The sequence below is a fragment of the Pseudomonas sp. 58 R 12 genome (genome assembly GCF_900005865.1).
GTDB classification, from domain to species: domain Bacteria; phylum Pseudomonadota; class Gammaproteobacteria; order Pseudomonadales; family Pseudomonadaceae; genus Aquipseudomonas; species Aquipseudomonas tritici.
Genome location: NZ_CVTP01000011.1, coordinates 46,248 through 58,725 on the forward strand (window position 1 = coordinate 46,248; position 12,478 = coordinate 58,725).

The following is a 12,478-nucleotide window of genomic DNA, read 5'->3' on the forward strand; positions in this document are numbered from 1 at the left end:
ATCTCTGTCCCAAGGATGCTCTCATGTTAATACCCGTGATCATGGCAGGCGGTTCGGGGTCGCGCCTGTGGCCGCTCTCGCGGCAACTGAACCCCAAGCAGTTCCTGCGCCTGACCGACGCGCACCTGTCGATGCTGCAGCAGACCATCACGCGACTTGCTGGTGCCAACGTGGCGTTGCCGCAGCTGATCTGCAACGAACAACACCGCTTTCTGGTGGCCGAGCAATTGCGCCAGCTGGGCATGGAACAGGCGAGCATCCTGCTGGAGCCCGTGGGGCGAAACACGGCGCCAGCCATCGCCCTGGCGGCGTGCAAGGCCGTCGCCGAGGCCGAGGACCCGATCCTGCTCGTGCTGGCGGCAGACCATTTGATCGAAGACATCCCGGCGTTTCATGCCAGCCTGGAAGTGGCACTGCCGCTGGCCAGGGACGGCAAGCTGGTGACCTTCGGCATCACGCCCACCAGCGCGCATACCGGCTACGGCTATATCGAGCAAGGTGCTGGGGTGGGCGAGGGCGGTTATCGGGTCAAGCGCTTCGTCGAGAAGCCGGACGCGGCCACGGCGGCGCAGTATGTGGCCGGCGGTGAGCATTACTGGAACAGCGGCATGTTCATGTTTCGCGCCAGCCGCTACCTAGAGGAGCTCGAACACTTCCAGCCGGCGATTCTCGAAGCCTGCCGCGTGGCACTGGAGGGCGGTAGCCAGGACCTGCCGTTTACCCGTGTGCATGCCGCGACCTTTGCCACGTGCCCGGACGACTCCATCGACTACGCCGTCATGGAAAAAACCAGTGACGCGGTGATGGTGCCGTTGCAGGCTGGCTGGAGCGATATTGGCTCATGGTCGGCGTTGTGGGAGGCCAGTGCAAAAGACGCCTGCGGCAATGTGTTGCGCGGCGATGGGTTGCTGCTGGATAGCCACAACACCTATGTCCACGCCGACAGCCGATTGGTCGCCACGGTTGGCGTGCAAGACCTGATCATCGTCGAGACCAAGGACGCCGTGCTGGTGGCCCACAAGGACCAGGTGCAGCAGGTCAAAGGCATCGTCGACCAGCTCAAGCAGGCCGGGCGGCATGAACACCTTAACCACCGTGAGGTATATCGGCCCTGGGGCATGTATGACTCGGTGGATAACGGCCAGCGTTACCAGGTCAAGCGCATCACCGTGAAGCCGGGGGCCAAGCTGTCGGTGCAGATGCATCACCACCGTGCTGAGCACTGGATCGTGGTCAGCGGCACGGCTCGGGTTACCAATGGCGAGCAGACTTACCTGGTCTCGGAAAACCAGTCGACCTATATCCCCATTGGCCAGGTGCACGCGCTGGAAAATCCGGGGGTGATCCCGTTGGAGTTGATTGAAGTGCAGTCGGGCTCCTACCTGGGTGAAGACGACATTGTGCGTTTTGAAGATAAGTACGGACGGACCTGAAGTTTCCGACAATTAATAACGTTTTATACAACTTCAATAGCACTCAATGCAGGGGCGGCCGGGCACTTCGCCGGGAAAACGTTATTTTCAACTAATCACGTTAAATCTTACCTGTCTGGTGTGCTGTTTAGTTGGGTGGCACTATCGGCCTGACTACTCACTGACGATAAGGAGTCTGTTATGAGGAAATCACTGGCTATTATTATGCTCAGTGTCTTGAGTACGTCCGCGTTGGCTGCCGAGTTGCCGTTGGGGCTCGACACCGCCGTGGTGGGGTCTGTGACAGTAGGGGAAACCCTGCTGGTCGGCAGCGCCCTTGTTGCCGGCGTTGCCGCTGCATCCAGCAGCGGCGGCAGTTCCAACGGCGGCACCACCACGGGTACCACTGGCACGACCGGCACCACAGGTACCGGCAACTAGTTGTAAGCCTTCCGCTTTTGGACCGCTTGGATTCCCCGCCCAAGTGGTCTTTTTTTCTTGTCGTTTATCGCGAGTGTCCTAGCACTATGATGCGTATTTTTTCTGTTGCGGCCGTGGCCGCTGCATTGTTGCAAGGCTGCATGTTTGCCCCAGGCCAATATATGGATACCGCGGCGTTGACCGAGGAGGGCGGGGCTGAAAACAGTCGGGTGGATTTAATTCCTATCACGCCAAAGTTGCTCGCCATGGACGCGGCAACCCAAGTGCCTTATTCCATACCAGCGGAACTATTAAGTTATAAGCCTGGCCCCTATTTGATCGGCGCCAATGACGCGCTGTATATCACCGTGTGGGATCACCCTGAACTCACCGCACCTTCCGGTCCACAGCAGCAGATCGACGCCAACGGGCGGCTGGTCAACCCCGACGGCAAACTGTTTTACCCCTATGTGGGTCCGCTGGTCGCCAAGGGGCGTTCGATTGAAGCGCTGCGCAATGAGATCACTGACAAGTTGCGCCAATACATCGACAGCCCACAGGTAGACGTCAGCGTGCTGCGTTTTGCCAGCCAGCGCGTGGTGGTGACTGGCGCTGTCGCCAAGGCGGGGCCGCTGCCGATCACCACCATCCCGATGAGTGTGATGGAGGCTGTCTCCACGTCGGGGATCGACCCGCTGAATGCCGACCTGTCGAACCTGACGCTCACCCGTGGCGGCAAGCGCTACACCCTGGACCTCGACACGCTCAACCTGGAGCAGTCGCGCTTGAACGACATTTACCTCAAGGACGGCGACCAGCTGTACCTGGCCTACAACGACCGCAAACGCATCTATGTGATGGGCGAGGTCATGCAGCCGCGTGCGCTGAGCTTCAAGACCCGCAGCATGAACCTTTCCGACGTGCTCGGCTCGGTGGGTGGGGTCAACCAGAACACCTCCAACGCCGACGCCATCTATGTGATCCGCGGCGCGCAGAATATCGCGGCAGAGCCGGCCAAGGTGTTCCAGCTGGAAGCGGCTTCTCCTTCGGCCATGGCCCTGGCCACGCGCTTTGAGGTGCAGCCTCAGGATGTCGTGTTTGTCGGCCCCGCCAATATCACGCGCTGGAACCGCTTTATCAGCCAGTTGATCCCTTCCGCCACGATCGTCGGCATCGGCGCGTCCACTCAGAACAACCTGAGCGAAGTCAGCAACCGATAGGGTGGAACCTGCGTGAACACTCTTAAAATCGCTACTTACATGGGGTTGGCGTGGCTGCTGGGTGGCTGCAATCCGCTGATGACCGCCTCCCTCGACACGTTCAGGGCGGCCGTGGCCGGGCCCGCGCCGCTGGTGTTGACCCAGGCGCAGGTGGATGCCGTGCCGTTCCCGCAGATCAAGGTCACCACAGTGTCCAGCCAAGGGGTGATGGCGCTGATTCGCCAGCGCGGCGACCTGCAATTCTGGGTGGCGTCGGGCAAGCAGGTGCTGCTGATGCGTGACGGCCTGGTGGTGCGCACGGTCGGCCTCGGTACCGACCTGGATGGCACGCACTGGCAGGGGCAATCGCCGTTCCAGCTAGGGCTGCACCGTGTGCCGGATGGCTATCGCAGTACGCGGCAAATCGATTTAGTGGGTGGCTATCGCATGGGTATCCCACTGACCAGCCGCATGACGCGCAAGGGCCTCGAAACCATCGAGATCCTCGACAAGCCCTATGCCTTGTTGCGCATCGACGAAGACGTTGAAGGCGCTGGTTTCAAGGCGCGCAACCGTTACTGGGTCGACCCCGCCGACGGTTTTATTGTGCGGAGCGAACAACACCTTTCGCCGAGCCTGATCCTGACCATTACCCAGTTGCAACCCACCCGTAAGGACGCCCGATGACCCGTCGAACACTCACGGCGCTGGTCCTGTTGTGCAGCTGTGCCAGTGTGAGCCAGGCCGCCATGACGGTCAGCGGCCAGGTACGCAACCCAGGCCCCATCGCGCTACAAACCGGGGCACGCTTGTTGGAGGTGATCACGGCGGCGCAACCGGATGCCCAAGGCTATTGGCTGGGCGCTGCCTGGCTGCATCAACCGTTGCTTGAAGGTCAGGCGCGTCTCAAGGCCGGCGTGTTGTTTGACCTGCAAACCCTGCACCAGGCCGCGTTGGCGGCGGGGCGCGAAGGCCGTGCCGCTGTTGCCGCGCAGGTGTATCAACAGGTGCAGGCCTTACCGGTGACCGGCCGCCAGTTGGCGGTGCTGGACCCGGTGGCGGTGGAGGTCGGTTTTGCGCCCAACCTGCCGGTCAGCGAGGGCGACCGCCTGGTGTACCCGCCGAGGCCTGACAGCGTGCGTGTGCTGGGCGCGGTTGCCGCTGCGTGCACCTTGGTATTTCAGCCGCAACGGCAAGCGCGCGACTACCTCACTGCGTGCCCGCCATCCGTGGAAGCGGACGCCGATTACCTGTGGCTGATCCAGCCCGACGGGCAGGTCACGCGTTTGGGCATTGCCCCCTGGAACCGCAAAGACGGCGCAGCCCCTGCGCCCGGCAGCACGTTGCTGGTACCGATTCGCAGCGATGACCTGGACCCGCCCACCCCTGAACTGAATCAGCAATTGGCCGAGTTTCTCGCCACCCAACCCTTGGCCGAGGTCACGCCTTGAAATTATGTATTGCGGCCGTGCTGCTGGTGCCCTGTGGCGTCGCGCATGGCGATCCCCGTTACACCCAAAGCGATTTTGGCGGGGTGGGATTGCTGCAAACCCCCACCGCACGCATGGCGCGCGCGGGCGAGCTGAGCATCAACGCCAACCGCACCGAGCCCTATAGCCGCTACAGTTTTTCGGCGCAGCCGCTGGACTGGCTGGAAGGCACCTTTCGCTATACCGCGATCACCAACCGCCTGTATGGCGCCGAGTCGTTCAGCGGCGGCCAGAGCTACAAGGACAAGGCCGTCGACGCCAAAGTGCGCCTGTACCAGGAAAGCCATTGGCTGCCGGAAGTGGCACTGGGGTTCATGGACCTGGGCGGCACCGGCTTGTTTTCCAGCGAGTACCTGGTGGCCAACAAGCGTTATGGCGATGTGGATTTCAGCGCCGGCATCGCCTGGGGTTACATGGGCAGTCGCGGTGATTTCGGCAACCCATTGGGCGTGTTGGATGATCGTTACAACAGGCGGCCCACCGCCGAAGGTTCCGGCAGCTTTTCCAACGGCTATTTTCGCGGCCGGCCCGCGTTGTTTGGCGGGATCGCCTACCAAACGCCCTGGGCGCCGTTGAGCCTCAAGCTCGAGGTTGAAGGTAACGACTACAAGAACGAACCCCGGGACAACTCGTTTCGCCAGGACTCGCCGGTCAACCTGGGCCTGGTCTACAAGCTCGCCGACTCCATCGACGTGAGTGCTGCCTGGGAACGCGGCAACACCGCGATGTTCGGCATCACCCTGCACACCAATTTTGCCAGCCGCAAGGCACCGGTAAAAACCTACGACCCACCGGCCCCCCCATTACCGGCCAAGGCACCGAGCACACCGCCCGACCAGGTGGACTGGGCGGCAGTCTCCCAGCGTCTGCATGACAATGCCGGCTACACCGTGCAGCGCATCACTCAACGCGGGCCGGAGCTGGTGGTGTATGGCGAACAGCAGCGCTACTTCCACAGCGCCAAGGCGGTAGGGCGTGCCAGCCGTATCCTGGACAACAGCGTGAACGACCAGATTGATTGGTTCACGTTGGTCAGCGAACGTTATGCCATGCCGATCGAGGAAACCAGCGTACCCCGCGAGACCTTCCGCGAGGTGGTCAACAACCGCGAAGACTTGCAGGACCTGCACCGCCAGGTCGAAGTCAATCGCGCCAGTGAACGCACGCAGACGCTGCTCTATACCCAACCGCCCAAGCCGTTCAGCTATGGCATCGGCCTTGGCTATAAGCAGAACGTCGGCGGGCCGGATGGCTTGCTCTACCAGGTTTCCGCCGATCTCGACGCCGAATACCGCTTTACCCGCAACACGTGGTGGAGCGGCTTGCTGAGCGTCAACCTGTTGAACAACTACGACGGTTTTACCTATGACGCGCCCACGGGGTTGCCTCGGGTACGTACCGACCTGCGCAAGTACATGACCAGCGCTGACGTCACCCTCCCGACCTTCCAGCTCAACCATGCGCAGCGCCTGGACCAGGACCTGTACGGCATGGTCTACGGCGGTTTGCTCGAGTCGATGTACGCCGGTGTCGGCAGCGAAGTGTTGTACCGGCCGATGGGCCAGGGCTGGGCCGTGGGGGCAGACCTGAACTACGTGCGCCAGCGCGGCTTCGAGCAGGATTTCAGCCTGCGCGATTACCGCACGGTGACCGGGCATATCACCGGCTACACGGACTTGCCGTTCAACCTGCAGGGCGCCTTGAGCGTCGGTCGCTACCTGGCCAGGGACTGGGGCGCGACGCTGGGCCTTTCGCGGGAGTTCAACAATGGCGTGCGCATCGGTGCATGGATCACCCGTACCAACGTGTCCAAGGAAGAGTTTGGGGAAGGCAGCTTCGACAAAGGCCTCTATCTGTCCATTCCGTTCGATGAGTTGATGAGCCTATCGACCATGCGCCGCGCCAACCTGGTGTGGGCACCGCTGACGCGTGACGGCGGCGCGCGGCTGAATCGCGCCTATTCGTTGCACTCGATGACGGATGGACGGGACAGTGAATTGTTCTACAAGAACATCGACAAGATGACGGAGTGAGGCGGGAAGGGGGGCTTGAAGGTCTAATCCCAGTCCGCCAAAGGCTAACACCGTACCTGTGGCGAGGGAGCAAGTACCTTTCGCCTTAGCGGCGGTTTAACTGACGGGTATCAGACTTGAACGTCCAGCTTTTCTGTCAGTAGATATCCTTGGACAGCAGCGTAAATGGCGTCTTCACCAGGATCTTGATATCTAGCCACAGCGACCAGGTATTGATGTAGAGCAGGTCGATATCGACGCGTTTTTGCATCTTCTCCAGTGTCTCGGTCTCACCCCGGCAACCATTGATCTGCGCCAGCCCCGTGATACCGGGCTTGATGCGATGACGCGCCATGTACGCGTGAATCTTCCCCGAGTAATAGTCGTTATGCGCAACGGCATGGGGCCGCGGGCCGACCAGGGCCATGTGCCCTTGCAGCACGTTGAACAGCTGTGGCAATTCATCGATGGAGGTACGCCGGATAAACCGGCCGACCGGGGTGATGCGCGAGTCGTTGCGGCTGGCCTGGCGTACCTCTTGGTCGTCATGCATGCGCATCGAGCGGAACTTCCATACCTTGATCACCTCGCCATTCCAGCCATGGCGGTCCTGTTTGAAAATCACCGGGCCGGGAGAGGTGAGCTTGATCAGCAGGGCGAACACCAACAATAACGGGCTCAGCACCAGGATCGCCAGCAAGGCCAGGCTCTTGTCCAGCAATGACTTGCTCAGGGCAGCGGTGGGGCGGCTGGTCAGCGGGCTTTCGTTGAGGAAGATCGCCGGCAACCCATCCACTTCGGCCACGCAATGATTGAGTAGCAGCATGTTGTTGAGGTCGGGCACCCAGATCACATCGACGCTGATTTCCAGCAAGTTGAGGTACAGCGCCTCGATGTGGGTGGCATCCTGCAACGAGTGAGTGATGTAGAGCCGGCGAATGCCGTGCTGCCGGATCAGTTGCGGTAATTGCGGCAGTTCGCCGAGTATCTGCGATTGCGCCTCCGACGCCGCATCGGCGTGGCTACCGACCAGTCCAACCAAAGGTGAACGCTTCTGGCGCGACAGCGTTTTGGCCAAGTCGACCGCCAGTTTGCCGGTGCCCACGATCAATGACTTGTGCCGCTGGTGAAGTTGGCGATGGTAATACCTGGACAGGCTGTGCAACGGGATATAACACAGTGCCAACAGTGGGTAACTGACTGCCGCCCACAACAGTAAAATTTCCAGAGGAAACAATGAACTGGCATTACAGGCAATGCCCACGGCAAACAATATACCTATGGTCAGCAACCAACCCATGAATAGTCGACCTAGGCCCACGCCATAATCGTCTTTCTTACTATACACATCACACAGGCTATACGCAGGCAGCGACGCCAGTATGGTAAAGGCGGCCAAGACACGATAGTTATATTCAAGTTGACCGGTTTTCAAGAACACCAACATAAACAACAGTGTCACGACCAAACCCGATGCGAGCGTCCACTGGCCCCAGAACGTCAAACCCTTGGGCGTCAGGTTGCGATGCATTCTAGTGTTGTTCAGCATAGTTCTGCTCCCGGTGGTGACCACGTGCGTGGTGGCAGGGTTTAATCACGCGGTGCAATACCGCACTAAAACGACAGGCACGCGCAAGCGCGTACCCGTGGATAGTAATGAACGGCAGGGAGCATTGGCTGACGACTTATAACAAGGCCAGCGAGATCTTATTAGAGGGTGTTATAAAAAGGCAGGTATCAATAGGCAGGGTGAGTGATAAAGTGTCAGTTGTCTTATAGTTATCGGCGTGACTGAGTCAGCTCGAGCGGCTTTTTGATTTTTTGGGTGAGGCAATAACCACGGTTTCTGACTGCACGAAACAAACGTTCGCCGTCGTTGGCCCGCTTGAACTTTTCTTGCAGTCGACTCAGGCACATTTCCAATCCGCGATATAACTCGGGCTCGCGCCCGATATTACGGATCAACTCTTCCTTGCTCACGACGCGCTCTTCATGATGCAACATTTTTTTAATCAATGCGGATTCAATGGTGGTCAAGGAGATGCGCAAGCCGCCCTTGACCAGGGTTCGGTCATGCTGGGTCAGCAGCCAGAAATCCTGAGACAGTTGAGTTCGCTCAGGGGTTATTTCCGCAGGACGAGTATGGTTTTTTGGCGTGCTGTCATGATCCTTTGGCGTGGGCATTCTGGATTCTTGTCGCACGGCGGTAGAAGAATGTAAGGGTAGCGTTATGGTATGGGTAATGACATAGGTGTTCAGCCGTGGGTGTTCACTGGGGCTGGAATGTCGATGGCTAACTCCGCGTTTTTTGTCGGCGACCTGCGTGGTTGCTGGCTCACCAATATCATAATGAAACAGCTCTGCATTGGGCGTGAAGTCCCGCAGTGCGATAGCGGGAACTGTCGGTGTAAAGGCGTATTTCTTGAGAGAACTCATGGTGTTCACCGGTATCAGGAAGATGCAGTTGTTATAAGCGGTCAGCAGGAGAGTAATAACCGCCCTGAAAGTATTCGAAAGGCAGGTTTTTAGCCAGAACGGCGCTGTCGGCAAATTCAACCGTGTCAGCAATGAAACATACCCGGGTCGCACTGATCAGCTCTAGCATGCGGTCGTAGAGCCGATCGAACAGATCGGAGCGTGTGTTGAGACTCAGCCGGAGCGCGGAATCCGGGAAGGGCATTTTTATATAGTCGTAAAGCTTGAGGTCGATCAACAGATCTGCCGGCTTTGTATCGAGTCTGTAATTATTGTAGGCAAGTGTGAGGCTGCATTGGTCTTTTAGTTTATATAGCTGGCGCACCATCGCCCTGCGTTCAACCGGACCGGGCAGGGCATCCAACGGGTTATCGATACTGAGGGTGAAGGGAAGTTTGTGCTTTTCCAGTGACTGGGCAGTCTGAATAATGTACGTATGAAAGTCTTCGTTCATTAATACGGCTTGATTAATCCGCAGGAACGTGTGGCTTACCGTTGGGTTCAAGGCATTGCGCCGTGCGCTGATACGCTGAAGTGCCTCGCTGTAGGCACTTTGAGGTAATGCCTGAGTGTCCTTGGACGTCAGGCTGATTTCATTGCCCCAGAGTGTATGGTTGCGGTCAACAATGGCTTGCCTGACAAGGTTGAAGTCCACACTGTGCGCAGGGGATATTCTCTCGCTATTCACGATTCGACCTCTCTTGGGCGGTTTGCAAATGGCTGGCGCAAATAAGACCGCGGCTTAGTTTGTATCCATAACCGCGGATATTCTGAATGATATTGTCACCGTAGTGTGCCTTGATTTTACTGCGCAATCGGCTGATGGATTTTTCCAGCGCGCGGGAGTCATAGTATTTGGTATTAAGTCCCATGACGGCGGCGATCTCATTGTGACTGAGTAGTCGACGCTGGATAAGCGCTTCCAATACTTTCATTTCAACAAAAGAGATTTCCAGTTTTTTGCCGTCACCGTGAATGCACATGCGGTCCTGATCGAGCACCAGGGCGCAACGATTCAGTCGTGCCGTCTCGCTGAGTAAGTCTTCAAACAGGCTCGATTTTTTTTCAGGGGATGTTTCTATCACTTTGATGCAGTAGTCCGCACCGGCCAGATAGTATTTGGTTTTACTCAAGGTCGAGGCAAAAGTGATAACGACGAATATCGTGCAGCCAGGGTTTTTATCTCGGGTTTTTCTTATTATCTCCAGCGTTTGATTGCTGGCCGAGGGGGTGTCGATTTCTATAATGATGGCACGGTAGTTCCCGTGGCTTTCGTGGGGGTCAACTAGTTGTTCGTAGTAACGTGTATCGACTTTTAAATCATCCGTTACAGTGCGAACTATGAGCGCTCGAAAGTCCTCCGATTTAGATTGAGTCCGTGCAATAGCGAGGACATTGGAAAAATGCATCACCTACTCCCTTTTCCGGCATGCAAGGCCGTCAGTTCAATCGCTGCTAGCGTTTAGATACTAATCGAATTGAATACGGCAAAACGTGACAAATTTTAACATTCGCCACTTTGTTTTTCAGAGAGGGAAGGGGTAATGCGCGGCTATTGCGAGGGTGTTTGTACGAACGTACACATATGCTAGTGCAAATTCTTAATGCTCGATAAGTATTTTAGACCAAACGCTTTTTTGGTGGAATCGGGTAAACCCTTGCATCGCTAGTGGCAAGGGGGGACTGGATTAAGCCTGCGACGCTTCGGCGAACTCATCGATTGCGGGGCTGCGCGGTCATGCCCACACGTTAGCCAGCAACGTCGGCCAGGGCGATCTACGGCTGGCCCAGACCAGGTGCAACCGACGCCGGGGAGGGGCTGTTGTGCAGGTTGCCAACACTCAAACCTGCTCCTCCTCCCGCAACTGCACACTCATGTCATCACAACTTTGCGCCCAGTCGCTGAGCCATTGCGGCATTGGCGGTGACGCTTCACCCAGCCCCAGCTCACGTAAAAAATCCGCTGGGGGCAGGGTGCCTTTGGCCGAGCGGAACAGCCCGCGCATCACAACCACGCCGACCACCCGGCCCTTGCTCACAAAGCGGTGCTCCATCAGGCTCCATTTTTGGTCCCAGCCGAGCATGCGGGTGTGCACCTCGAACACTTCGAACAGCTTCAACTCCCGGCGGAACTTGCCCCAGGTATCGCCCACGATCGGCAGCGCCTTGTTGCGCAGCGCCACGCGAAAGGCGCCGGTGCGCAACACAAAATCCATTCTGGCGACGTCCGCCAGGGAAAAGTAGCGGCCATTGGTGACGTGCCGGTTAATGTCCAGGTCCAGCGGCCAGACGCGCATGCGCACCACGGTGGTGGCCAGGCCATGGACAGGTTTGCGCCAGGGGCGCCGGGACAGCATGAAGAGCAAGCGAAACCAGAGATTCATCAAGGCACCAGACAGTTGATCAGTGGCAGCACTGTAAAGATGTGGAATCGGCTAAGGTAGGTGCACAAATGACTTATTACCTGCGAAAAGCGCAACAGGGCTCCTTTCATGCACATTACCTTGCTCCTGGCCGATCGTTGTTCTGCCGCCAGTGCCACCTTGGCGCTGGAGATGCTCAGCGCCGCCAACCTGTTCGCCGACAGCCCACCCTTCGACGTGGTCGTTGCCTCCTTGGACGGCCAGGCCGTGGAGGCTTGGGGCGGGCAGTGCTTGCAGGTGGACCGCGCGGTGGCGCAGATCGCGCAGACCGACCTGGTGCTGATCCCAGGTTTTTTGTTCACATTGAAGGAGGCCCTGCCGAACTTTCCTGCCTACGCAGCCTGGTTGCGCGAACAGCATGCACGCGGCGCGGTGTTGGCTTCGATGTGCACCGCAGCGTTTTTGCTGGCTGAGTGCGGCGTTCTACAAAACCTGCGCGCCACGACTCACTGGGCGTTTGCCGACCTGTTTCGACGACGCTACGCGGACGTGAACCTGGATGACGCGCAGATCCTCTGCGAAGAAAACCGTGTGATCACCAGCGGTGGGGCAAGCGCGGCGATGGACTTGATGTTGCATCTGATCCGTCGTTTCGGCTCTCCGGAACTGGCCCACACCTGTGGTAAATACTTGCTGATCGATAATGTGCGTAGCGAACAGTCGGTATATGCCATGTGGTCGCTGCCCAAAAGCCATGGCGATGGCGAGATCCTGCGCGTGCAGCACTGGCTGGAGCAGCACTTTGCCGAGGCCTTGGTCATTGACGATGTGGCCCGGCGCTTTGGGTTTGGCGTGCGCAATTTCAAGCGGCGTTTTAAGGACGCTACCGAGTACACCCCGATTGCCTACCTGCAAACCCTGCGCCTGGAGCGGGCCAAGCAAATGCTGGAATCGACCCGCATGACCCTGGAAAGCATCACCTACGCGGTGGGTTACGAAGACAGCAATTCCTTCCGCCGCCTGTTCCAGCAACGGGTGGGCCTGTTGCCGGCGGCGTATCGCAAGAAGTTTCTCGCCCATCCAGGTTGATTCAGCGCCGTAACTGCG

General features: G+C 58.3%; 12 protein-coding genes. 7 read left to right on the forward strand and 5 right to left on the reverse strand.

Annotated elements, in window-relative coordinates:
* Nucleotides 1–23 precede the first annotated feature (23 nt).
* From BFP95_RS06035 to BFP95_RS06060, 6 genes are all read left to right on the forward strand, one after another.
* Nucleotides 24–1,433, forward strand: a complete 1,410-nt coding sequence (locus BFP95_RS06035; protein ID WP_065881742.1) for a mannose-1-phosphate guanylyltransferase/mannose-6-phosphate isomerase — start codon at nt 24–26, stop codon at nt 1,431–1,433.
* 180 nt (nt 1,434–1,613) lie between these two features.
* The gene (locus tag BFP95_RS06040) at nt 1,614–1,853 is read left to right on the forward strand and encodes a hypothetical protein (protein ID WP_065881740.1); all 240 of its coding nucleotides are present in this window, start codon (nt 1,614–1,616) and stop codon (nt 1,851–1,853) included.
* A gap of 86 nt (nt 1,854–1,939) precedes the next feature.
* The gene (locus BFP95_RS06045; protein ID WP_065876058.1) at nt 1,940–3,052 is read left to right on the forward strand and encodes a polysaccharide biosynthesis/export family protein; all 1,113 of its coding nucleotides are present in this window, start codon (nt 1,940–1,942) and stop codon (nt 3,050–3,052) included.
* Between the two features lie 12 nt (nt 3,053–3,064).
* Nucleotides 3,065–3,718, forward strand: coding sequence for a YjbF family lipoprotein (locus tag BFP95_RS06050; protein ID WP_371914453.1), 654 nt, complete (start codon nt 3,065–3,067; stop codon nt 3,716–3,718).
* Complete coding sequence (locus BFP95_RS06055) at nt 3,715–4,482, forward strand: capsule biosynthesis GfcC family protein (RefSeq protein WP_065909585.1); 768 nt, start codon at nt 3,715–3,717, stop codon at nt 4,480–4,482. Before BFP95_RS06050 ends, BFP95_RS06055 begins: the two co-directional genes overlap by 4 nt.
* Nucleotides 4,479–6,554 carry a YjbH domain-containing protein gene (locus BFP95_RS06060; protein WP_065909586.1) on the forward strand — a complete coding sequence of 692 codons (2,076 nt, stop codon included), beginning with the start codon at nt 4,479–4,481 and terminating at the stop codon, nt 6,552–6,554. Before BFP95_RS06055 ends, BFP95_RS06060 begins: the two co-directional genes overlap by 4 nt.
* A 136-nt stretch (nt 6,555–6,690) precedes the next feature.
* Here the strand turns inward: BFP95_RS06060 and BFP95_RS06065 are convergent, their stop codons facing one another.
* The 5 genes from BFP95_RS06065 to BFP95_RS06085 form a co-directional block, all read right to left on the reverse strand.
* Complete coding sequence (locus BFP95_RS06065; RefSeq protein WP_065876062.1) at nt 6,691–8,082, reverse strand: undecaprenyl-phosphate glucose phosphotransferase; 1,392 nt, start codon at nt 8,080–8,082, stop codon at nt 6,691–6,693.
* A 230-nt stretch (nt 8,083–8,312) separates the two neighbouring features.
* Complete coding sequence (locus BFP95_RS06070; RefSeq protein WP_065876063.1) at nt 8,313–8,969, reverse strand: winged helix-turn-helix domain-containing protein; 657 nt, start codon at nt 8,967–8,969, stop codon at nt 8,313–8,315.
* Between the two features lie 31 nt (nt 8,970–9,000).
* A complete protein-coding gene (locus tag BFP95_RS06075) occupies nt 9,001–9,696 on the reverse strand; it encodes a hypothetical protein (RefSeq protein ID WP_065909588.1) in 696 nt (231 codons plus the stop codon).
* Nucleotides 9,689–10,417 carry a winged helix-turn-helix domain-containing protein gene (locus BFP95_RS06080; protein ID WP_065876065.1) on the reverse strand — a complete coding sequence of 243 codons (729 nt, stop codon included), beginning with the start codon at nt 10,415–10,417 and terminating at the stop codon, nt 9,689–9,691. Before BFP95_RS06080 ends, BFP95_RS06075 begins: the two co-directional genes overlap by 8 nt.
* A 432-nt stretch (nt 10,418–10,849) precedes the next feature.
* On the reverse strand, nt 10,850–11,392 hold the full coding sequence (locus BFP95_RS06085) for a thioesterase family protein (protein ID WP_065909590.1): 543 nt from the start codon (nt 11,390–11,392) through the stop codon (nt 10,850–10,852).
* Between the two features lie 108 nt (nt 11,393–11,500).
* Here BFP95_RS06085 and BFP95_RS06090 point away from each other — a divergent pair, with 108 nt between their 5' ends.
* Nucleotides 11,501–12,460, forward strand: a complete 960-nt coding sequence (locus tag BFP95_RS06090) for a GlxA family transcriptional regulator (protein WP_065891223.1) — start codon at nt 11,501–11,503, stop codon at nt 12,458–12,460.
* Nucleotides 12,461–12,478 lie beyond the last annotated feature (18 nt).